The sequence below is a fragment of the Sulfuritalea sp. genome, assembly GCF_017302275.1.
In the GTDB taxonomy this organism is placed as follows: domain Bacteria; phylum Pseudomonadota; class Gammaproteobacteria; order Burkholderiales; family Rhodocyclaceae; genus Sulfuritalea.
Window position 1 is genome coordinate 65340 of the sequence record NZ_JAFLDR010000004.1, and the last position, 21083, is coordinate 86422.

Sequence of the window (21083 nt, forward strand, 5' to 3'; positions counted from 1 at the left end):
CGACGCTACGGCACCGGGGGCAGGTCTTCCCGGGTGACGAGAAAAATCTTGCCCGTCGCGTGCTCGGTATCGAGCCAGACGGCATTGAGCTCGGGGAAGGCGGCAGTCACCAGGTTCTGGTTGTGGCCGACCTCGATGGCGATCACGCCGCCCGGATTCAGGTGGGCGGCGGCTTCGGCGAGGATGCGGCGTACCACGTCGAGACCGTCGGGGCCGGCGGCCAGGGCCAAGGCAGGCTCGTGGCGATACTCCGCGGGCAGCGCGTCCATCGCCTGCGCCGTGACGTAGGGCGGGTTACAGACGATCAGGTCGTAACGCTTGCCGGGCACGGCGGCGAACAGGTCGGATTCGATGGCCTTCACGCGCTCGTTGAGGCCGTAGTCGGCGATGTTGCGGCAGGCCACCACCAGCGCGTCCGGCGAGATGTCGATGGCATCAATGGCGGCATTGGGGAAGGCGTGGGCCATCAGCACGGCGAGGCAGCCCGAGCCGGTGCACAGGTCGAGCGCGGAGCCGACCGCGTCGGGATCCTCGATCCAGGGCGCGAAGCCGTCTTCGAGGAGTTCCGCGAAGTAGGAGCGCGGCACGATCACGCGCTGGTCGACATAGAAGCGGAACTCGCCGAGCCAGGCCTCATGCAGCAGGTAGGCGGTGGGCATGCGATGGGCTACGCGCTGCTGCAGCATGTCGAGTAGCGCCAGGCGTTCGCCGTGGGTCAGTCGCGCGTCGAGCCAGGGCTCGAGCGTGTCGCGCGGCAGGTGCAGGGTGGCCAGCACCAGCCAGACCGCCTCGTCCCAGGCATTCTCGGTGCCGTGGCCGTAGCTGAGCCCGGCTTCGTTGAAGCGGCTGACGGCCCAGCGCAGCCAGTCGCGAATGGTGACCAAGTCGTCGGTGGCGCTGTTGATCATGGGCGTGAAGGGCCTCCAGCGTGGCGGACGAAGCGACCCGTCGCTGTCGAGCGCAGGGAGCTAACAGTCACCCCCGCCCGGGCGGGGGTTGGGGGGTGGGGGCGATTAAATCGCTTTCTTGTCATTGGGGGAGGCGTGGGAGAACAGCAGGCGCTCGAACGTGAGTTCGTAGATGCGCGCCAGCGGTTCGAGGTCGGCGACCGCGACGCGTTCGTCGATCTTGTGGATGCTGGCATTGACCGGTCCGAACTCCACCAGTTGCGGGCAGATATCGGCGATGAAGCGGCCATCCGAAGTGCCGCCGGTGGTCGACAGTTCGGTGGCGACGCCGGTGGCTTCGGCGGAGGCCGCCGCCAGCGCGATGCAAAGTTCGCCGCGCGGGGTCAGGAAGGGCCTGGCGCCCAGCGTCCAGGCGATCTCGTAGTCGAGGCCGTGGCGCTCGAGCAGGGCATGGACGCGCGCTTGCAGGCCGTCGACCGTACTGGCGGTGGAAAAGCGGAAGTTGAAGTCGATCACGAAGCTGCCGGGCACCACGTTGCCGGCGCCGGTGCCGGCGTGGGCGTTTGAGACCTGGAAGCTGGTGGGCGGAAAATACTCGTTGCCGGCATCCCAGGTGGTGGCGGCGAGTTCGGCCAGGGCCGGCGCCGCCAGGTGCACCGGGTTCCTCACCAGCTGCGGGTAGGCAACGTGGCCTTGCACCCCGCGCACCGAAAGCTTCGCCGAGAGCGAACCGCGGCGGCCGTTTTTCATGGTGTCGCCGAGGCGGGCGACGCAGGTCGGCTCGCCGACGATGCAGAAGTCGATGGTTTCGTTGCGCGCCTTGAGCGCTTCCACCACGCGCACCGTGCCGTCGATGGCGTCGCCTTCCTCGTCGGAGGTGAGCAGCAATGCCAAAGAGCCGGCGCCGACCGCGTTTGCCAACTCGCGGCGATTTATCAGCCGTTCCATGCCGATGATGCAGGCGGCGATCGAGGTCTTCATGTCGGCCGCGCCGCGCCCGTAGAGATAGCCGTCACGTATGGTCGGCTCGAAGGGCGGCGAGGTCCATTGATCCAGCGGTCCGGTCGGCACCACGTCGGTGTGGCCGGCGAAGCAGATCAGGCGACCGGCGGGTTTGCCAGCGGGGTCGCGCCGCGCCCAGAGGTTCGACACGCCGCCGGCATCGATGCGCTCGATGCTGAACCCGAGCGGCACCAGCCACGAGGCGATCAGGTCGAGGCAGCCGGCATCGTCGGGCGTGACCGACGGGCGCGCGATCAGCGCCCGCGCTTTTTCCAGCACCTCCATCAGATGTCGCGAACGAATCTGCTGCGCGACCGTATTGCGGCGTTGCTCATTCGCTCACTCCTTGCCTATCCATTTGATATGTCTCGTCGTTCGCTCAATCGCGCCTTGCTCTCCGGCCTGCTCGCGACGATTCCTTCACAACATCCTAGCTGCCCATGTCCAGCTTGAAATCGCTGAAGGAACCGGGCGCGGTGGACTTGGTGTAGTCGGGTGCGGCGCCGGGCTTGTCGGCTTGTGCGCCGGCGCCCTCGGCCGCCGCCGCTCCCGGTGCCGCCGCGTTGTTGATCACCTGCTGCAGGTTGTTGGCCGAGTCGGCGTTGGCCAGGGCTTCTTCGAGGGTGATGACGCCGGTGCTGTACAGCGAATACAGGCTTTGCTCGAAGGTCTGGCTGCCCGGCACCATGCTCTTTTCCATGGCGTCCTTGATTTCCGCAAGGTCGCCCTTTTCGATCAGTTCGGCGATGTAGCGCGAATTGAGCAGCACCTCGATGGCAGGGATGCGCCCGCCATCGGGCTTTTTGCACAGGCGCTGCGAGATCACGCACTTGAGCGTCACCGCGAGGTCGGCCAGCAGCGAGGGGCGGTTCTCCAGCGGGTAGAAGCTGATGATCCGGCTCATCGCGTGGTAGCTGTTGTTGGCATGCAGCGTCGCGAGGCAAAGGTGGCCGGATTGTGCGTAGGCGATGGCCTGGCTCATGGTGTCCTTGTCGCGGATCTCGCCGATGAAGATCACGTCGGGGGCCTGGCGCAGCGCGTTTTTCAGCGCGATCTGGTAGGCCTTGGTGTCGGTGCCGACTTCGCGCTGGTTGACGATGGACTTCTTGTTCTTGAAAAGGAACTCCAGCGGATCCTCCAGCGTCAGGATATGGCCAGAGGCGGTCTCGTTGCGGTGGTCGATCATCGACGTCAGCGTCGTCGATTTGCCGGAACCGGTGGCACCGACCATCAGGATCAGGCCACGCTTTTCCATGATGACGTCCTTGAGGACGGGTGGCAGGCCGAGGGTCTCGAATTTCGGAATGTCCACCGGGATATAGCGCGCCACCAGTGCCGGCGTGCCGCGCTGGAAGAAGCAGGAGAGCCGGAAAACGCCGACGTCGGGCGCCACGACGCGCGTCTGCAGTTCCTTTTCGCGATCGAACTCCGCCATCTGGTCCGCGCTGAGCACTTCGGCGAGCAGGTTCCTCACCGTCGCGGCATCGAGGATGGCCGGATTGATCGGCACCGAGTTGCCCAGCAGCTTGATGGTGATCGGGGCGCCGACCGATAGAAACAGGTCCGAGGCCTTCTTCTCGGCCATCAAGTGAAACAGTCTGTCCATCGTGCCCATGGTGCGGTCTCCCGGTTTTAGTCGCGCAGCAGTTCGTTGATGCCGGTCTTGGCCCGCGTCTGCGCATCGACGCGCTTGACGATGACGGCGCAATACAGGCTGTACCTGCCGTCGGCCGACGGCAGGTTACCGCTGACCACGACCGAGCCCTCCGGAATGCGACCATACATGACTTCGCCCGTGGCGCGGTCGTAGATCTTCGTGCTCTGGCCGATATACACGCCCATCGAGATCACGCAGTTGTCCTCGACGATGACGCCCTCGACCACTTCCGAGCGGGCGCCGACGAAGCAGTTGTCGCCGATGATGGTCGGGTTGGCCTGCAGCGGCTCCAGCACGCCACCGATGCCGACGCCGCCGGACAGGTGCACGTTCTTGCCGATCTGCGCGCAGGAGCCGACGGTGGCCCAGGCGTCGACCATGGTGCCTTCATCGACGTAGGCGCCGATATTCACGAAGCTGGGCATCAGCACCACGTTTTTCGCGATGAAGCTGCCGCGCCGCGCCACGGCCGGCGGCACCACGCGGAAGCCGCCCTTCTGGAAGGAATGCGTGTCGTAGTTGGCGAACTTGGTCGGCACCTTGTCGAAGTAGCGCATCGGGCCGCCGTCCATCAGCACGTTGTCCTCGAGGCGGAAGGAGAGCAGCACGGCTTTCTTGATCCACTGGTGCGTGGTCCAGGCGCCGTCGATCTTCTCCGCGACGCGCAGCGTGCCGGCGTCCAGTTCGCCGAGGACGTGGGCCACGGCGTCACCGATGCGGGCGGGCGCCTTGCCGGGGCTCAGGCTGGCACGGTCTTCCCAGGCCTGCTCGATGGTTTGCTGCAGTTCGTTCATGCTGGAATCCTTCAAAGAGATTGACAGAAATCGTTGATGCGCCGCGCCGCTTCGAGGCATTCCTCGTGGCTGGCGACCAGTGCGATGCGGATGAAGTCGGCGCCCGGGTTGATGCCATTGGCCTCGCGCGCAAGGTAGCTGCCGGGCAGCACCACGACGTTCTTACGGCGCAGCAGCTCGCGCGCGAAATCGGTATCGGGTATCGGCGTTTTCGCCCACAGGTAGAAGCCCGCGTCGGGGATCTGGCAGTCGAGGTGGCGCGCGACCAGCGGCGTCACCTCGTGAAACTTCTCGGCGTACATGCGGCGGTTGTCGCGCACGTGGGCCTCGTCGTTCCAGGCGGCGATGCTGGCCGCCTGCACCGCCGGGTTCATGGCGCTGCCGTGGTAGGTACGGTAGAGCAGGAATTTCTTCATGATCGCCGCGTCGCCGGCGACGAAGCCGGAGCGCAGGCCGGGCACGTTGGAGCGCTTCGACAGGCTGGAGAAGATCACCAGATTGCGGTATTCGGCACGTCCCAGTTGCGCGGCGGCGGTCAGCCCGCCCAGCGGCGGCTTGGCCTCGTCGAAATGAATCTCGGAATAGCACTCATCGGAGGCGATGACGAAGCCGTGGCGATCGGAAAGTTCGAACAATGCCTTCCACGCGGCCAGGTCCATCACCTTGCCGGTCGGGTTGGCCGGGGTGCAGACATACACCAGTTGCACGTCGCGCCAGGTGGCCGCGGGCAGCTCGCTCCAGTCCATGGCGAAGTTGTTGTGCGGCACGGTATTGAGAAACACCGGCTGGGCGCCGGCGAGCAGGGCCGCGCCTTCGTAGATCTGGTAGAAGGGGTTGGGGCAGACCACCTTCGCCGCTCCGCCGTTGCGGTCGATCACGGTCTGGGCGAAAGCGAACAGCGCCTCGCGCGAGCCATTGACCGGGACCACCTGCGTCGAGAAGTCGGGCGCCGGCACGGCATAGCGGCGCGCGACCCAGGCGGCAATAGCCTGGCGCAGCGCATCGCCGCCCTGGGTAGTGGGATAGTTGGCCAGTCCTGCGAGGTTGTCGGCCAGCGCGCGCTGGATGAAGGGCGGCGTCGGATGCTGCGGTTCGCCGATGGACAGCTTGATTTCCTTGAAAGTCGGCGCCGGCGGTACGGCGGCGAACAAGTGGCGCAGCTTTTCGAAGGGATAGGGCTGCAGGCGGTCGAGGTCGGGATTCACGTCTGTCATGGCAAATTGGGCTAGGCCGCATTATACGAGGCGGCCCCCGCATCGATGGCGGCGGATTTCCGGTAAATTGCCGCCTGATCAACAGGACGGAGGATGACATGGGACAAATGATCGATTTCAAGCGCCCGGACGGCAGCGCCTGCCGCGGCTACCTGGCGAGTGCGGGGCAGGGCCGCCCCGGCGTGGTGGTGATCCAGGAATGGTGGGGGCTCAACGACCAGATCTGCGGCATCGCCGATCGCTTCGCCCGTGCCGGCTACAACGCGCTGGCGCCCGACCTGTTTCAGGGCCGCGTCACGCAGCAGCCCGATGAGGCCAGCCACCTGATGAACGGCCTCGATTTTCCCGGCGCCACGCACCAGGACATCCGCGGCGCGGTCGAGCACCTGAAAGGCATGGGTGGCAAGGTCGCGACCATGGGCTTCTGCATGGGCGGCGCGCTGACCATCGGGGCGGCGGTGCATGTGCCGAACATCGCGGCGGCGGTATGCTTCTATGGCATCCCACCGAAAGAGTTTGCCGACCCGGCCAACATCCGCATTCCCTTCCAGGGTCACTTCGCCAGCAAGGACGACTGGTGCACGCCGGCCGCGGCCGACGCGCTGGACGCGGCCATGCGCGCCGCCGGCAATCCTCCAGAACTGTACCGCTACGAAGCCGATCATGCCTTCTTCAACGAGCGGCGCGGCGAAGTCTATGACGCGGCCTGCGCCAACCAGGCCTGGGAGCGCATGGCAGCCTTTCTCGCCAAGCATCTGGGCTGACCCGTGCCTTTGAAAGCCATCGTCGAACCATGAAACGCTCCCACCCTTGTCCCGTCATGCGCGGGCAAATTCGGCCCGCCCCCCTTCGCCCCCCTCGCGGGGGGTTACCAATCGGCTCGCTGCGCTCGATATCACCGGCGACCCGATCTACAGTTTTCCGTTGATAACGTGCCGACCCCCGAACTGACGCCCGCCGACTGGGTGAACATCAGCTTGACAGAAGCGCTGCTGGCGCGCGACGGGCCGCCACTCTACGTCGCCGCCAAGCTCGGCTGCCTGGCCGCGGTGAAGGTGATGTGCGAGGCCGGCAGCAACGTCGAGGTGCTCGGCCCGAAACGGGAACGTCCGCTGCATGCGGCGGCGGCCGGCGGGCATGACAGCATCGCGGCGACGTTGGTCAGCGCCGGTTGCGAGGTCGATGCCCAGGACGAGGACGGCAACACGGCGCTGATCACGGCCGTGCTGCACGGCCACGCCGCGCCGGTGGAGCTGCTGCTGGCGGTGGGCGCCGACATGGATGTCACGCGCGTGGACGGTTTGACCGTGGTCGATATCGCCCAGCTACCGGGAACCCCGGGCGGCATTCGCGAACTGATCCTGCTCGGGCAGGAAGCGCTTGAGTAAACTGTATCTGGCCGGGCCCGACGTGTTTCGTCCGGACGCCGCCGCGTGGGCCGCACACGCCGTCGCCCGCTGCCACGAATGCGGCCATCGGGCACTGGTCCCGCTCGACGCCGCCGGCGCGACCGCCGGCGACATCTACCGCAACAACCTGCTTCTGATTGCCGAGGCCGATGTCGTGCTGGCCAACCTCAACCCGTTCCGCGGCGACGAACCCGATTCCGGCACCTGCGTCGAAATCGGCTATGCGCTCGCGCTGGGCAAGCCGGTGATCGGCTACGCCGAAGACCTGCGCCCCCTGCGCGAGCGGCTGGGCGCCAGCGGGCCGGGGGCCGATGGCCGTTACCGGGATGGTGCGGGCAATGCCGTGGAAGACTTCGGACTGCCCCGCAACCTGATGTTGGCGGTGCCGCTGCAACTGGTACAGGGCGGAATCGCGGTGGCGCTTGCGGCGCTGGAGCGATCAGCGTCGGGTCAGGAGCCGTGACGGCATCAATCCGTCGCAGGGGCCATCCGTACTTCCGGCACGATGCGGGTGCTTTCTCCATCGACGATCAGCCATAGCTCGCCGTCCTGCAGCGTGCATTGCACCTGCATGCCGCGCTCGGCCAGCGCCGCCAGCGCGCGCGTGTCCCCGGCGGCGAGGTTGATCACCGTCAGCTTGTCCTGGCGCCGCAGCGCGGCCTGGTTCTGCTGCCACCACATGTCGGCGACGCGACCGCCGTAGGTCAGGACCACGACCTTGTCCGATCGTCCGCAGGCGCGACGGACGCGCTTTTCGTCGGGCAGTCCGACGTCGATCCAGAGTTCGATGGCGCCGGTCAGGTCCTTGCGCCAGACGTCGGGTTCGTCTTCCGAGGAGAGGCCCTTGCCGAACACCAGCGCCTCGTCGGCATGCATGGCGAAGGCCAGCACGCGCACCATCATGCGCTCGTCGGTTTCCGAGGGATGGCGGGCGACCGTCAGCGCGTGGGTCTGGAAGTAGTTGCGTTCGAGGTCGGCGATTTGCAGCTCGACCTTGTAGATTGTCGACTTGAGGGCCATGGTGGCAGCGCGAAACGGCGCCACATTAGACTACAGATCGGAGCCTGGGGAACTGCGTAGCGCAGGATACGGGTCATCGGCGTCGCCTGCGGCTACGGGGCGGGCCTTCCACACTCCCAGGACGCTCGGAAATGCGGCGTGCCCTGCACTTTCTCGACGACCTGGCGGGCGCCGAACTGGCCGCAGCGCTGACACTGGCCGACGGCGACGAACGCCTGCTGGCGCTGGAGAGCGTCGAATACAACCCCTATCGCGACGCAGGCTTCGTCACCGCCCGCGCCATCCTCGACCTGTGCCGCTCGCTGATCGAAATTTGACTTTCGCCGCACGAGGGCATACATTGAAGCTGCGTTCGACTTGAAGGCATTTCAAGGAGGAACTTAGCGCTGAACAACACTTGCCATTCCATCGTTCTTCGCTGCACCCGGAAGTCTCTCTGACTTCAGCCCGATTGGGTCGCGCCATTTGAATTTCAGCTTGCGGGCGCATGACAAATTCGCTAAAGCGACAAGCAAAAAGCCTGTTTTGACGATATTGCCGAAACAGGCTTTTTGCCGTTCACTGCCTGCGAAAACCAGGACGGATCATCAGGAACTGCACGACAGCGCCGAGCAGCCGGCCTTGTTGCGCGCCCATTCGGGCTGGCGCGCGGCCAGTTCCTCGTGTTCCGGCTGCTCATCGCAGGGGTGTTCGAGCACCTTCATCAGGCGCTCGAGGACCGAGGTGTCGCCCTGTTCAGCCGCATCGATGGCGAGTTGGGCCAGGTAGTTGCGCGGCACGTACTTCGGGTTGGCGTGATTCATCCGGGTACGCCGCGCGGCCGCCGGCTCCCCGTCGCGCCGCACGCGGTCGAGGTAGCGGCGCAGCCAGGGCAGCAGGCGCGCGCCGGCTTCGTCGCCCGCATAGAAGGCGTCGCGCAGCGGCGCCAGCAGGGACTCGCCGTCGCTGTCCGCCGCAGGGCCATCAAGGGGCAGGTCGGCCAGCCGGCGGTAGAACAGCGTCATGTCGATGGACGCCTGCGGCAGCAGGTTCTCCAGGTCGTCGAGCAGGGCGGCATCGCTTTCGTCGATGGCGAGCAGGCCCAGCTTGTCGGCGGTGATGCGGTTCGAGGCCATGGCGAAGGTGCGGTTGAATTCGCGCAGGCCGGCTTCGAGGTCGGTGTGCTTCGGGATCAGCGGCAGCAGGGCCTCGGCCAGGCGGATCAGGTTCCATTGCGCGATCGCGGGCTGGCGGCCGAAGCAGTAGCGCCGCATCTGGGCGTCGGTGGTGTTCGGCGTCCACTCCGGATCGTAGCGTTCGAGCCAGCCGTAGGGTCCGTAATCGATGGTGAGGCCGAGGATCGACATGTTGTCGGTGTTCATCACGCCGTGCACGAAGCCGACGCGCATCCATTCCGCCACCATGCGCGCGGTGCGGCGGCAGACCTCGGCGTACCAGTGCGCGTACACCTCGGGCGAGGGCGCGCCGAGCGTGGGGAAGTGCGTGGCGATCGTGTGGTCCGCCAGGCGTCGAAGTTCGTCCGTTTCGTCGTGGGCGCCGTGGATCTGGAAATTGCCGAAACGCAGGAAGGAGGGCGCGACGCGGCAGACGATGGCGCCCGGTTCGTCCTTCGCGTTGCCGTCGTAGAACATGTCGCGCTCGACCGGCTCGCCCGTGGCGACCAGCGACAGCGCGCGTGTGGTGGGTACGCCGAGGTGGTGCATGGCTTCGCTGCAGAGGAATTCGCGCAAGGAGGAACGCAGCACCGCGCGCCCGTCTGCATGGCGCGAATAGGGCGTGCGGCCGGCGCCCTTGAGCTGCAGTTCGTGATGGCGGCCGTCGGCGCCGCGCAGTTCCGCCAGCGTCGTGGCTCGGCCGTCGCCGAGCTGGCCGGCCCAGTTGCCGAACTGGTGGCCGCCATAGCGTGCGGCATAGGGCTGCATGCCCGGCAGCACGAGATTGCCGGCAAGGACGTCGACGCTGGGTGCGGTTGCCGAGGCCGGGCGGGCAAGGCCGAGCAGGGCGCCCACGGCATCGCTCCAGGCCAGCAATCGGGGTGCCGCGACCGGCGCAGGTTCGACGTGGCTGTAGCAGGCATTGCGCACCGGGCGCGGAACGTCGCGCCGCAGCGGATCGGCCGGCAGTTCGCGCACGAAGCGGTTGTCGAAGCGTTCCGCCAGCGCGGGGTCGCAGAGGTCGAGCAGCGGGGCAATGCCGGATGGGTGACGCGGGATGTCGTTCATGGTGCGGTGCCGGGAGTGGGCCGGAAGGTGGCCAACCAAAAGTCGGCGCCGGCGACACGGCGTTTTTACCCGTGCACCGGTCGAATATCAACCTTGCGCACAGTGGGGTGGCAGCCTGGTGATATATGGCTTGTTTTCTCGTTTGCGCCACTGCCAGGGCGGGACCGGCGCTGCGTCCCGCCATAGCCCGAGGCGCCGGTTGCGGGCGTCGAATTCGGCATATTCGTAGTAGCCCTGTTCAGCCAGCGGTTGCTCACGGCGCTCGTCGCGGAACCACCAGGCGAGGCCCGCTTCCAGTTGCAACAGCGCGGCGTCGCGCGTCGGCGGGCATGTCGCGCAGCCCGCCGGCGCAACCGTGACGCGGCCGACGGTGCGGCCATAGGTGTCCTGCTTGCGGCGTTCGACCGCGATGCGCCGGCCGAGCAGCAGGTCGCTCAGGCCCTGGCGCGATTCCTTGCCGAAGGCCTGCTTCAGGTCGGGCGCATCGATGCCGGCGAGACGAACGGTATGGCGGGTCTTGAGCGCGTCCTCGACGACGACGATGTCGCCGCGAGCCACCTCGACCACGGTGGCCTGGAAGGTTTCGCACCGCGCCACGGGCGCGGCGAGCAGGCCTGCCAGGACCAGCCACGGCAGGCAGCGGCGGAACACCGACCGAACATCGATCATGGCGGGATCGCTCCAGGCGCCGCACGCGACGGCGGGCAGCCATGCTACCAAAGGCGGTCCGCCCTGGCGGTCGATCGCGATTGACGCGGTCGTGGCAGCTGCGGGATACTCCGTGCCCACGCCGATGCGGCCGGGATTGCGAAATCCCGCGGCGCGGCGGTGACTTTGGAAACGAACGGGGAGGCGGGGCGCATGGCGCTGATTCAGTGGGGTGTGGATTGTTACACCGGTCTGCCGGAAGTGGATCGCCAGCATCAAGAACTGTACGCGCTGGTCAATCGCCTGGACGCGGCGAAGGCCGGTCGCGGCGAGATGCTGGAACGGGTGCTGAACGAGCTGGGCGACTACGTCCGTGACCATTTTGCGCTGGAAGAGAAACTGATGCGCGACGCGGGCGTCGATGCCGCGCACCAGGACGAGCATCTTGCCGCCCACGCGGTGTTTGTCGAACGCCTCGGCGAGTTCCGCCGCCACAGCGTCGCCGGCAGTGACGCCGCCGCCGACGAGGTGCTGGCCTTTCTTACCGCCTGGCTGAAGCAGCACATCCAGTGGGCGGACCGCAAGATGGCGATGGAAATCCACAAGCGGATGGGGACCGAGGCGCCGCACAACATGTTCGCCCATTTCTGAGGCGAAGCCGCGCGGCCATGGCGCTTCAGTGCAGCAGGGTCAGGTGCGGTGCTTCGCGCCGCCCGACATTTACCACGATCACGTGCGACCCGAGCAGGACCACGCTGCCGCGGCATCGATCGTCGCCGGTATCGCTATAGTCGAAGGCGTAGGCGCGGCGCAGCAGCAGGCGGCCGTCGTCGTCGCGGGCCAGGCGCAGGCTGCTGATCGACACCGTGTCGTCCAGCAGTTGCAGGTTTTCGGCATCGCAGGCGGCCTTCGCGGCGCGCACGCCGATTTCGCGCACGTGGATGCTGTCGAACCACAACCAGGCCAGCGCGCCGAGTACCACGAAGCTGATGATCTCAAAGGTGGGCATGTGCCGATCTTACCTGTCGCGCGCTGCTTGCGCTCCGGGCCGTGCCGTCGATTCGCCAGAAAATTCGGCACCCCACAGGGGCTTCCTTCGGTCGCTGGCGACACGGCGTCCTTGAATCGCGGCGCGAGCAGGTAGACTGCGCCGGCCCACCGCCTCGGCCGGCGGACGGGGCGACCAACAGTTCGGAGCGAAAAATGGAAATCCCATGGCATCGGGTGGCATCCCTGGCGTTGCTGCTGTTTTGTGCGGCAGGCGTGCGGGCGGAACAGGTCGCTTGCGTGACGACGGCCTGGAAGCTGATCGGCTCCAACCACCGGATCTGCGTCGAAGCCTTCCACGATCCGAAGGTGCCGGGCGTCACCTGCCACGTCAGCCAGGCGCGTACCGGGGGTGTCGCCGGAAGCTTCGGCCTGGCGCAGGACCCGTCGGAGTTCTCCCTGGCCTGCCGCCAGACCGGGCCGATCGTCCTGCCGGAGAAGCTGGGCAAGGACGAGACGGTATTCGCCGAGGACACCTCCATCCTGTTCAAGGAAACCCGGGTGGTGCGCCTGTGGGACGAGAAGAACCGCGTCCTGGTCTACCTCGCGATCAGCCGCAAGCTGATCGAGGGCGCGCCGGCGAGCAGCATTTCGACGGTGCCGGTGATGCCCTGGGGCGGGCGCTAGGCGCTGCAGCCGGGCGCCGCCGGTCAGCCTCGCTTGCCGCTCAGCCTTTCGGCCAAAGGACCATCTGCGTGCAGCGGAACAGCGCGATCTTCTTGCCGTTCGCCTCGTCGGTGACCACGGCATCCCATACCTGGGTGTTGCGGCCGAGGTGCTGGGCGGTGGCCAGGCAGGCGATGCTGCCTTCCGACACGGTGCCGAGGTGGTTGCTCTTCAGTTCGATGGTGGTGAAGGACTGCGCGCCCTTGGGCAGGTGGGCCATGGTGGCGTAGCCGCAGGTCGTGTCGGCCAGCGCCACGATGCTGGCCGCATGGAGGAAATCGTTCGGCGCGAAATGCAGCTTCTTCACCGGCATGCGGCTGCGCAGCGAGTTTTCCAGCAGTTCCAGCATCTCGATGCCGAGATAGCCGGGCAGGTATTCGCCGCCGCGCCGGTTCAGCACTTCGATGGTGACGTCGTCGCGCAGCTTGCCCATGGCGGTGTCCTTTTCCGGATTACAGCTTGCTGCCGAAGGCCCGGACGATCATCGGCCACGTCGCAGGGCTGTCCCAGTCCTTGGCGTCGTAGTGCTTGGCCAGCACAGGGCCCTGCGCGGCGATCAGCAGGATCAGCGGGATGCGGTTGGCGCCGAGCATGTTCCCGAGCTCCAGGCGCGCCTCGCGCAGCGTGCCCGGCGTGGCGGCACAGGCGGCGAAGGCGAGCGCAAGCGAAGGGGCGGTCGCGGCGATGAGTTTTTGAATCACGGCGATATCCGGCAATGGAATCTGGCTACCGATTCTAGGACATGTTCCGGTCTGGCCGGCGAGCCATGTTGACGTCGGGAAGCGAGGTGGGCGAGGCACCCTCTGGAAAAGTCGGCGCCGGTGACACGGCATTGCGCAGTGCCGTGCCGCCAGCGCCGACTTTCCACCAGGCTTCAGGCGGGCAGGGCCGGATAGTCCGTGTAGCCCTTGGGGCCGGGGCTGTAAAAGGTGGCCGGGTCGACGGCGTTGAGCGCCGCGCCGGCCTTGATCCGCGCCGGCAGGTCCGGGTTGGCGAGGAAGGCGGTGCCGAAGGCGATGGCGTCGAGTTTGCCCGCGGCGACTGCGGCCTCGCCCTCGGCCGGGGTGTAGCCCATGTTGCCGACCAGTACGCCCCGGTAGGCGGCGCGCACCGGGGTCAGCACGTCGCCTTTCTGCCTGCCGAAGAAATCGCCGCGCATCAGGTGCAGGTAGGCCAGCTTGCAGTCGTTGAGCCGCGTCGCCAGCCAGGTGGCGAGCCCGACCGGGTCGCTGTCGATCATGTCGTTGTAGCTGTTGAGCGGCGAGATGCGCAGGCCAACGCGGTCGGAACCCCAGACCTCGCTCACTGCGGCGATCACTTCCAGCATCAGCCGCGCTCGGTTCTCCAGCGCTCCGCCATAGGGGCCGCTGCGCCGGTTGCTGCCGTCGCGCAGGAACTGGTCGAGCAGGTAGCCATTGGCGCCATGCACCTCGACGCCGTCGAAGCCGGCCGCCCTGGCGTTGTCGGCGGCCGCGCGGAAGCCGGCGACGATGCCGGGGATTTCGGCGTCGTCGAGCACGCGCGGCACGACGTAGGGCTGTTTGCCCTGCGGCGTATGCACGGTGTCGTTGGTGATCGCCAGCGCGCTGGCGCTGACCGGTTGCTTGCCGCCGTTCAGCAGCGGATGACAGGCGCGGCCGCCGTGCCAGATCTGCAGGAAGATGCGCCCGCCGGCGGCATGCACCGCGTCCGTTACCAGCTTCCAGCCGGCGACCTGCGCCGGGCCGTAGATGCCGGGTTCGCGCCAGAAGGCCGAGTTGCCCTCCACGGCCATGGTCGCCTCGGCGATCAGCAGGCCGGCGCTGGCGCGCTGCGCGTAGTGCTCTGCCATCAGGGCGTTGGCGACGTGCTCCTCGCCGGCGCGGCAGCGCGTCAGCGGGGCCATGAAGATGCGGTTGGGGGCGGTTAGGGCGCCGAGGCGCAGGGGATCGAACAAGCTCGTCATGGGGGCATCCGAAAGGTGGCAAACCGGTGCATCATAACCGCTGGCAAAACCCCGACGGAGTCCGCGCATGGTTACCCTCAAAGTCAATGGCAAGCCGCGCCAGCTTGATGTCTCGCCCGACACGCCCCTGCTCTGGGCTTTGCGCGACACGCTGCAACTCACCGGCACCAAGTACGGCTGCGGCCAGGCGCTGTGTGGCGCCTGCAACGTTCATGTCGATGGCGTGCCGACGCGCTCCTGCGTCACGCCGGTCTCCGCCGTGGCCGGGCGCAGCATCACCACCATCGAGGCGGTCGATGCCGGCCGGGTCGGCCGCGCGGTGCAGGAGGCCTGGCGCGAGCTCGATGTCGTGCAGTGCGGCTACTGCCAGTCCGGCCAGATCATGAGCGCCGTGGCGCTGCTGGCGGCGAACCGCAAACCAAGCGATGCCGACATCGACAACGCGATGGCCGGCAACCTTTGCCGCTGCGCCACCTACCAGCGCATCCGCGCCGCGATCCACGAGGCGGCGCGCAAGCTCGGCAAGGAGAAGCAGGCATGAACGCGCCCGTTATCGAGAACCTGAGCCGCCGCGGCTTCCTGCAGGGTGTCGGCGGATTGACGCTGGGCTTCTGCATTTCCGCGCCGCTGGGACCGGCCGCGCTGGCCAGGATCGCCGTCGCGCCAGCGACCAAAGGAAGCCCCCGTGGGGCGCCGACTTTCGGCTTCAACGCATTCCTGCGCATCGGCAGCGACGACACGGTGACCGTGATCTCCAAGCACCTCGAAATGGGGCAGGGCACCTACACCGGCCTGGCGACGATACTCGCCGAAGAACTCGACGCCGACTGGAAGGCGGTGCGCGTCGAGGGTGCACCGGCCGACGCCAGCCGTTACAACAACCTGTTCTGGGGCCCGGCGCAGGGTACCGGCGGCAGCACCGCGATAGCCAACTCCTGGGGCCAGTTGCGCGCCGCCGGCGCCACCGCGCGCGCCATGCTGGTGGCTGCAGCGGCCAAGCGCTGGCAGGTGCCTGCCTCCGAGATCACGGTGCGCGATGGCGTGGTCATGCATGCCGCCTCCAGGCGCCGCGCGCGCTTCGGCGAACTGGCCGAGGCGGCGGCGCAAGAGAAGCTGTTGATCGACGTGGCGCTGAAGAAGCCATCCGAGTTCCGCCTCGTCGGCCGTCATGCGCGGCGCCTGGACAGCGCCGACAAGGTCAATGGCAAGGCGCAGTTCACGCAGGACGTGCAGTTGCCCGGCATGCTGGTCGCGGTGGTCGCCCATGCGCCGCGCTTCGGCGCCGTGCTGCGCGGTTTCGACGGCGCGGCGGCGAAGCGGGTCAAGGGTGTGGCGGACGTGGTGCAGATCCCCTCGGGCGTCGCCGTGCTGGCGAGCGATACCTGGTCGGCGAAAAAGGGGCGCGACGCGCTCAAACTCGATTGGGACGAAGCCAAGGCGTTCAAGCTCGGCACCGACGAGATCCTGGCGAAGTACCGGGAACTGGCGAAGAAGCCGGGACTGGTGGCCCATGCGTCAGGAGACGTCGACGCGGCCTTCGCCAAGGCGGCCAAGGTGATCCGCGCCGAGTTCGACTTCCCCTACCTGGCGCACGCGGCGATGGAGCCGATGAATTGCGTGGTTCGGCGCACGGCCGAGGGCTGCGAGGTGTGGAACGGTGAGCAGCTGCACACCGGCGACCAGTACGCGCTGGCCGCCGTGTTCGGCCTCAAGGCCGAGCAGGTCAAGATCAACATGCTCTACGCCGGCGGCAGCTTCGGTCGGCGCGCCAACACCAGGTCGGACTATGTGGTCGAGGCGGCGAACATCGTCAAGGCGATCGATGGCCGCGCGCCGGTCAAGCTGGTCTGGCTGCGCGAGGACGACATGCGCGGCGGCTACTACCGGCCGCTGTTCCACCACGCGCTGGAAGCCGCGATCGACGCCGAGGGCCGGCTCGCCGGCTGGCGCCATCGCCTGGTCGGCCAGTCCATCCTCAAGGGCTCGCCCTTCGAGGGCATGGTCAAGAATGGCATCGACGCCGTCTCGGTCGAGGGCGCGGCCAACCTGCCCTATGCGATCCCCAACATGCGCGTCGACCTGCATTCGCCCGATGACATCGCCGTGCCGGTGCTGTGGTGGCGCTCGGTCGGGTCTTCACACACCGCCTATTCGACCGAGGTCTTCCTCGACCAGGCAGCCAAGGCCATGGGCAAGGATCCGGTGGCGTTGCGCCTGGAACTGCTGGCCAAGCATCCGCGCCATGCCGCCGTGCTGCGCCTGGCGGCCGAGAAGGCCGGCTGGGACAAGCCGCTGGCCCCGGGCAAGCCGGGCACGCGGCGCGGCCGCGGCGTGGCCGTGCATGAGTCCTTCCATTCCTATGTCGCCGAGGTGGCGGAGGTGACGGTGGCCGCCGACGGCACACTGACGGTCGACCGCGTGGTCTGCGCCGTCGATTGCGGCATCGCCGTTAACCCCGACAACGTGCGTTCCCAGGTCGAGGGCGCGGTCGGCTTCGCGCTCTCTGCCGCCCTCTATGGCGAGATCGCGCTCAAGGACGGCGTGGTGACCGCCGGCAACTTCGATGCCTATCCGATCCTGCGCATCAACGAGATGCCCAAGGTCGAGGTGCACATCGTTCCCTCGCCAGCCGATCCCACCGGCATCGGCGAGCCACCCGTGCCGCCGCTGGCGCCGGCCGTGGCGAATGCCATCGGCGCCGCGACAGGCAGGTATCCGGGACGGCTGCCGTTTCGCGCGGAGGATCTCAAGGTCTGAGCGCCGTATTGCCGGCGCCGACTTTTGGGTCTGCGCAGCAGATTCGGCGGATCACCGCTCCGTGTGTGTTCCAACTGGCGGGCTGCAGAGCGTCGCCGCTGCAAGGTAGGCGGACGCAGCAGTTCCACGGGCGCCAGGCAGAGCCGCAATCGACCATCGTGCGCCTGTTCGCGTCGTCCACCCCTGCGGTGGATGATGCGGCGCGACTGAAGGGCTTTCATGATCCGGCGGTGAGCCACCTGCTGGCAAGTTCTGGACGCCGTAAAGTGCCAGGTGAGCCAAGCCTGCAGAGGCAACTGCCATGTGTCCTCTAGGTGTCATCCCCGGAAGGCAATTCCCGCCGGTGGCGAGCATCCTTTTTTGCACCTTGTCGAGTCTGTCTCCCGGGTGGTGTTTGGCGCAAGGCGCGGGTTATGGCCTTCATTGCGGACTTGAGCCATACTTTCCGGCATTTCCCAGCCACCGAAAGTCCGCCATGAAAACCCGCCTTAGCCTCCTGTTCGCCGCCACCTTCCTCGCCAACCTGGTTTTCGCCGCCGATGCGCCGGCCAGCGCGGCCGAGAAGCGCTATGCCGAGGATCGCAAGCTGTGCGCCGACGAATCCTCGTCGAGCGCGCGCATGCAATGCCTGCGCGACGCCAAGGCCGAGTACGACAAGACAGTCGGCGCCGGCGTCACGGCGAAGCCGGCCGTGGCAAAGACCTGCGAGGGCTGCGGCAGGGTGGTTGCGGTGTCGGTGGTGGAGAAGGATGGCGAGGGCAGCGCGGTCGGCATGGTCGCCGGCGGCGTGGCGGGGGCCCTGCTTGGCAACCAGATCGGCAAGGGCGCCAGTCGCGACATCGCGACCCTCGCCGGTGCGGCCGGCGGCGCCTATGCGGGCAACAAGATCGAGCAGAAGGTGAAGGCGGTCAAGCGCTGGGACGTGGTGGTGCGCTTCGACAACGGTACCGAGAAGTCCTACAGCTTCGACAAGGACCCCGGTTTCGCCATCGGCAGCGACGTGAAGTCTGCCGGCAACAGCGTTGTTGCCCGCTGAGCGTCGGCCGTCGGGCCGGGCTCAGCGGTAGTGGATCGCCAGCCAGACCGAGGGCTGTGCCGGGTCGGTCCAGTCCACCCGGTGGCGGCGATGCGCCGCGATGTCGAGCCAGTCGCCGGGCGCCAGGGTGCGCGGCGCGGCTTCGTCTTCGAACCGGATTTGCGCGGCGCCCGATAGCAGCAACACCCACTCGGCCACCTCCTGGTCGTACCAGAAGCCCGGCGGACTGGCTTGGCCGGTGGATACGATGCGCTCCACCCGGAAGCCGGAGCGCGCCAGCAGTTCCTCGAACGTCTCGCCGGTATCCGCCGCCTCGGCCAGGCTGGCGAGGAGGTTGCCGCTGGTAGCCACGCCTAGGCCTTTTTCACGAACTCGGACTTCAGTCCCATTTGTCCGATGCCGTCAATCCGACAGTCGATGTCGTGGTCGCCGTCCACCAGGCGGATGTTCTTGACCTTGGTGCCGACCTTGACCACCGAGGAGGAGCCCTTGACCTTGAGGTCCTTGATCACGGTGACCGTGTCGCCGTCCTGCAGCAGGTTGCCGTTGGAATCGCGCACCACGCGCACCTCGTCCGGACCGGCGGCGGCCTGGCAGGGCCACTCGTGGGCGCATTCCGGGCAGACGAAGTTGTCGCCATCCGCGTAGGTGAATTCGGATTTGCATTGCGGACAGGGTGGCAGGCTGCTCATGGGCTTCTTTCGCTGACGTGGGCTCTTGGTCGTAAATGCTACTACGCCGGGTTCGGTCGCCGGGCGTTCGGACCGTTCGGCCAGCGCCGACTTTCGTGCCGGCGTGTGCGGTCTGCCGGTTCCTGAGTCGTCCACCCTTCGACATGGACATACTCGCAGCATTGCCGCATTCCCGGCGGCCGGGCAATGTACAGCCGCAAACCGAGCGCACCATGCGTCAGCGGCCGGTCGTGGCGAACGGAACTTCCGCGGCCATGGAAAGGGCGTCGCTATCGCGGCCGATCGTCGCCGGGGGGCAGCTTGTCATCGATCGCTCGGTAGTCTTCGATGACCACGGCTTCGCCATCGATCACCTGGCCGCTGGCCGCCCGATCGCGAGCGGCCTGTTCCCGCATGGCCCGCCGCAATTTGCGGGTCTTCCACGCCAGGTAACTCCAGACCGCAAGCCCGAGCACCGCAATTGCGGCGAACAGCACCAGCGAGAACATGAAGCCGAGCACCAGCAGGACGGAGCCGGCGATCAGCGCAAACAGGTTTCGGATCACGTTCATGTCTCCGGCAACGGTCGACGCGGACCGTGTTTCCATCGAGGATACTGCCACCAGAAATGCAAAAAGCCCAACCTAGGGCTGGGCTAAGTGCTGGAACAAAAACAAAATTCTTTGGCTCCTCGACCTGGGCTCGAACCAGGGACCTACGGATTAACAGTCCGGCGCTCTACCGACTGAGCTATCGAGGAACATTCAAGAGGCGCGGATTATAGCCGCGCCTGTTTTTGCCCGCAATAGCCGGATCAGCTTTTCAGCACGGTGGCGATGGCCTTGGCCACGTAATCGATGTTGCGCGTGTTGAGCGCGGCGACGCAGATGCGGCCGGTGCTGACGGCGTAGATGCCGAACTCGGTTTTCAGGCGCTCGACCTGGGCCGCCGTCAGCCCCGTGTAGCTGAACATGCCTCGCTGCACCTTGATGAAGTCGAAGCCCGTGGCGCCGGCGGCGCTGAGCTTGTCGACCAGGCTCATGCGCATGGCGCGGATGCGATCGCGCATGCCAGCCAGTTCGTCTTCCCACTGCTGGCGCAGTTCCGGGCTGGCGAGCACGGCGGCGACCACGGCGCCGCCGTGGGTGGGCGGGTTGCTGTAGTTGGTGCGGATCACGCGCTTGACCTGCGACAGCACGCGCGCCGACTCGTCCTTGCCGGCGGTGACGATGGTCAGCGCGCCGACGCGCTCGCCATACAGCGAGAAGGACTTGCTGAAGCTGCTGGAGACCACGAATTGCAGGCCCGAGGCGGCAAACAGGTCGAGGGCAATGGCGTCCGGCTTGATGCCGTCGGCGAAGCCCTGGTAGGCCATGTCGATGAAGGCGACGAGATCGCGCTGCCTGACGAGGTCGACGACTTCCGTCCATTGCGCGGCCGAGAGGTCGGCGCCGGTGGGATTGTGGCAGCAGGCGTGGAGCACGACGATGGACTTGGCCGGCATCGCCGCCAGCGCGGCCTTCATGCCGGCAAAATTGACGCCGCGCGTGGCGGCATCGTAGTAGGCGTAGTTGTCGACCGTGAAGCCGGCGGATTCGAACAGGGCGCGATGGTTTTCCCAGCTCGGGTCGCTGATGTAGACCTTGGCCTCGGGCAGCAGGCGCTTCAGGTAGTCGGCGCCGACCTTCAGCGCGCCGGTGCCGCCCAGGCATTCGCAGGTGATGGCGCAGCCGGCGGCGAGCAGTGCGGAATCCTTGCCGAAGAGCAGGTTCTGCACCGCGTTGTTGTAGGCGGCGATGCCCTCGATCGGTTGGTAGCCGCGCGCCGGCTGGGTTTCCAGGCGGGCCTTTTCGGCGGCCTTGACGGCGCCCAGCAGCGGGATCTTGCCGTCGTCGCCGAAATAGACCCCGACGCCGAGGTTGACCTTGTTCGGATTGGCGTCGGCGTTGAAGGCTTCGTTGAGGCCCAGGATGGGGTCGCGGGGGGCCATTTCGACGGTGGCGAAGAGTGAGGACATGGGGGCTCCGGATACTGAATGAATGAAAGAGTCGGCGCGGGCGCTACGGCGAATTTATGTTGCAGCGCAA

At 67.0% G+C, this 21083-nt stretch carries 25 protein-coding genes and 1 tRNA gene; 9 read left to right on the forward strand and 17 right to left on the reverse strand.

Going from position 1 to position 21083, the window contains the following annotated elements:
- Window positions 1-5: 5 nt before the first annotated feature.
- The 5 genes from prmB to dapC form a co-directional block, all read right to left on the reverse strand.
- Window positions 6-908, reverse strand: coding sequence for a 50S ribosomal protein L3 N(5)-glutamine methyltransferase (prmB, locus tag J0M27_RS03280; protein WP_294987421.1), 903 nt, complete (start codon window positions 906-908; stop codon window positions 6-8).
- A gap of 105 nt (window positions 909-1013) precedes the next feature.
- Window positions 1014-2195 (reverse strand): succinyl-diaminopimelate desuccinylase, encoded by a 1182-nt coding sequence (gene dapE, locus J0M27_RS03285; RefSeq protein ID WP_294987423.1) that lies wholly within the window; start codon window positions 2193-2195, stop codon window positions 1014-1016.
- A 145-nt stretch (window positions 2196-2340) separates the two neighbouring features.
- Window positions 2341-3525, reverse strand: coding sequence for a PilT/PilU family type 4a pilus ATPase (locus J0M27_RS03290; protein WP_294987425.1), 1185 nt, complete (start codon window positions 3523-3525; stop codon window positions 2341-2343).
- Window positions 3526-3542: 17 nt separating this feature from the next.
- Window positions 3543-4361, reverse strand: a complete 819-nt coding sequence (dapD, locus tag J0M27_RS03295) for a 2,3,4,5-tetrahydropyridine-2,6-dicarboxylate N-succinyltransferase (RefSeq protein WP_294987427.1) — start codon at window positions 4359-4361, stop codon at window positions 3543-3545.
- A gap of 11 nt (window positions 4362-4372) precedes the next feature.
- Entirely contained in the window at window positions 4373-5566 is a 1194-nt protein-coding gene (dapC, locus tag J0M27_RS03300; protein WP_294987592.1) for a succinyldiaminopimelate transaminase, read from the reverse strand.
- A 107-nt stretch (window positions 5567-5673) separates the two neighbouring features.
- On the opposite strand from dapC, the gene J0M27_RS03305 reads away from it, so the two are divergent.
- The 3 genes from J0M27_RS03305 (at window position 5674) to J0M27_RS03315 (ending at window position 7447) form a co-directional block, all read left to right on the forward strand.
- Window positions 5674-6339 (forward strand): dienelactone hydrolase family protein, encoded by a 666-nt coding sequence (locus J0M27_RS03305; RefSeq protein ID WP_294987429.1) that lies wholly within the window; start codon window positions 5674-5676, stop codon window positions 6337-6339.
- Window positions 6340-6507: 168 nt separating this feature from the next.
- Window positions 6508-6963 (forward strand): ankyrin repeat domain-containing protein, encoded by a 456-nt coding sequence (locus tag J0M27_RS03310; protein WP_294987431.1) that lies wholly within the window; start codon window positions 6508-6510, stop codon window positions 6961-6963.
- Entirely contained in the window at window positions 6956-7447 is a 492-nt protein-coding gene (locus J0M27_RS03315) for a nucleoside 2-deoxyribosyltransferase (RefSeq protein ID WP_294987433.1), read from the forward strand. The genes J0M27_RS03310 and J0M27_RS03315 overlap by 8 nt, the downstream gene beginning before the upstream one ends.
- A 5-nt stretch (window positions 7448-7452) precedes the next feature.
- Here J0M27_RS03315 and J0M27_RS03320 read toward each other — a convergent pair whose 3' ends face one another.
- On the reverse strand, window positions 7453-8004 hold the full coding sequence (locus J0M27_RS03320) for a YaeQ family protein (RefSeq protein WP_294987444.1): 552 nt from the start codon (window positions 8002-8004) through the stop codon (window positions 7453-7455).
- Between the two features lie 131 nt (window positions 8005-8135).
- On the opposite strand from J0M27_RS03320, the gene J0M27_RS03325 reads away from it, so the two are divergent.
- Window positions 8136-8321, forward strand: a complete 186-nt coding sequence (locus tag J0M27_RS03325; RefSeq protein ID WP_294987446.1) for a hypothetical protein — start codon at window positions 8136-8138, stop codon at window positions 8319-8321.
- A 270-nt stretch (window positions 8322-8591) separates the two neighbouring features.
- Here the strand turns inward: J0M27_RS03325 and J0M27_RS03330 are convergent, their stop codons facing one another.
- Both J0M27_RS03330 and J0M27_RS03335 read right to left on the reverse strand, forming a co-directional pair.
- Window positions 8592-10226, reverse strand: a complete 1635-nt coding sequence (locus tag J0M27_RS03330; RefSeq protein WP_294987448.1) for a protein adenylyltransferase SelO — start codon at window positions 10224-10226, stop codon at window positions 8592-8594.
- An 87-nt stretch (window positions 10227-10313) separates the two neighbouring features.
- Window positions 10314-10895 carry a thermonuclease family protein gene (locus J0M27_RS03335; RefSeq protein ID WP_294987450.1) on the reverse strand — a complete coding sequence of 194 codons (582 nt, stop codon included), beginning with the start codon at window positions 10893-10895 and terminating at the stop codon, window positions 10314-10316.
- Between the two features lie 192 nt (window positions 10896-11087).
- Here J0M27_RS03335 and J0M27_RS03340 point away from each other — a divergent pair, with 192 nt between their 5' ends.
- Complete coding sequence (locus J0M27_RS03340) at window positions 11088-11525, forward strand: bacteriohemerythrin (protein ID WP_294987452.1); 438 nt, start codon at window positions 11088-11090, stop codon at window positions 11523-11525.
- 25 nt (window positions 11526-11550) lie between these two features.
- Here J0M27_RS03340 and J0M27_RS03345 read toward each other — a convergent pair whose 3' ends face one another.
- Complete coding sequence (locus J0M27_RS03345) at window positions 11551-11883, reverse strand: DUF3301 domain-containing protein (RefSeq protein ID WP_294987454.1); 333 nt, start codon at window positions 11881-11883, stop codon at window positions 11551-11553.
- A gap of 194 nt (window positions 11884-12077) precedes the next feature.
- Here J0M27_RS03345 and J0M27_RS03350 point away from each other — a divergent pair, with 194 nt between their 5' ends.
- A complete protein-coding gene (locus J0M27_RS03350) occupies window positions 12078-12548 on the forward strand; it encodes a CreA family protein (protein ID WP_294987456.1) in 471 nt (156 codons plus the stop codon).
- A gap of 40 nt (window positions 12549-12588) precedes the next feature.
- On the opposite strand, the gene J0M27_RS03355 is transcribed toward J0M27_RS03350, so the two are convergent.
- The 3 genes from J0M27_RS03355 to J0M27_RS03365 all read right to left on the reverse strand — a co-directional run bounded on the left by J0M27_RS03355 (window position 12589) and on the right by J0M27_RS03365 (window position 14532).
- A complete protein-coding gene (locus J0M27_RS03355; protein WP_294987458.1) occupies window positions 12589-13020 on the reverse strand; it encodes a PaaI family thioesterase in 432 nt (143 codons plus the stop codon).
- A gap of 19 nt (window positions 13021-13039) precedes the next feature.
- On the reverse strand, window positions 13040-13288 hold the full coding sequence (locus J0M27_RS03360) for a hypothetical protein (protein ID WP_294987460.1): 249 nt from the start codon (window positions 13286-13288) through the stop codon (window positions 13040-13042).
- A 173-nt stretch (window positions 13289-13461) separates the two neighbouring features.
- The gene (locus J0M27_RS03365) at window positions 13462-14532 is read right to left on the reverse strand and encodes an alkene reductase (RefSeq protein WP_294987462.1); all 1071 of its coding nucleotides are present in this window, start codon (window positions 14530-14532) and stop codon (window positions 13462-13464) included.
- A gap of 67 nt (window positions 14533-14599) precedes the next feature.
- Between J0M27_RS03365 and J0M27_RS03370 the strand changes: the two genes are divergently transcribed.
- The 3 genes from J0M27_RS03370 to J0M27_RS03380 all read left to right on the forward strand — a co-directional run bounded on the left by J0M27_RS03370 (window position 14600) and on the right by J0M27_RS03380 (window position 18325).
- Entirely contained in the window at window positions 14600-15073 is a 474-nt protein-coding gene (locus tag J0M27_RS03370) for a (2Fe-2S)-binding protein (RefSeq protein ID WP_294987464.1), read from the forward strand.
- A complete protein-coding gene (locus tag J0M27_RS03375) occupies window positions 15070-17289 on the forward strand; it encodes a xanthine dehydrogenase family protein molybdopterin-binding subunit (RefSeq protein ID WP_294987466.1) in 2220 nt (739 codons plus the stop codon). The genes J0M27_RS03370 and J0M27_RS03375 overlap by 4 nt, the downstream gene beginning before the upstream one ends.
- Before the next feature lie 475 nt (window positions 17290-17764).
- Complete coding sequence (locus J0M27_RS03380; RefSeq protein WP_294987468.1) at window positions 17765-18325, forward strand: glycine zipper 2TM domain-containing protein; 561 nt, start codon at window positions 17765-17767, stop codon at window positions 18323-18325.
- 21 nt (window positions 18326-18346) lie between these two features.
- Here J0M27_RS03380 and J0M27_RS03385 read toward each other — a convergent pair whose 3' ends face one another.
- The 5 genes from J0M27_RS03385 to J0M27_RS03405 form a co-directional block, all read right to left on the reverse strand.
- On the reverse strand, window positions 18347-18676 hold the full coding sequence (locus J0M27_RS03385) for a cupin (RefSeq protein ID WP_294987470.1): 330 nt from the start codon (window positions 18674-18676) through the stop codon (window positions 18347-18349).
- A gap of 2 nt (window positions 18677-18678) precedes the next feature.
- Window positions 18679-19017 (reverse strand): zinc ribbon domain-containing protein YjdM, encoded by a 339-nt coding sequence (locus J0M27_RS03390; RefSeq protein ID WP_294987471.1) that lies wholly within the window; start codon window positions 19015-19017, stop codon window positions 18679-18681.
- Window positions 19018-19286: 269 nt separating this feature from the next.
- Window positions 19287-19568 (reverse strand): hypothetical protein, encoded by a 282-nt coding sequence (locus J0M27_RS03395; RefSeq protein ID WP_294987473.1) that lies wholly within the window; start codon window positions 19566-19568, stop codon window positions 19287-19289.
- Window positions 19569-19680: 112 nt separating this feature from the next.
- Window positions 19681-19756, reverse strand: a tRNA-Asn gene (locus tag J0M27_RS03400).
- Window positions 19757-19810: 54 nt separating this feature from the next.
- Window positions 19811-21013, reverse strand: a complete 1203-nt coding sequence (locus J0M27_RS03405) for an amino acid aminotransferase (RefSeq protein ID WP_294987474.1) — start codon at window positions 21011-21013, stop codon at window positions 19811-19813.
- Between the last annotated feature and the right edge of the window lie 70 nt (window positions 21014-21083).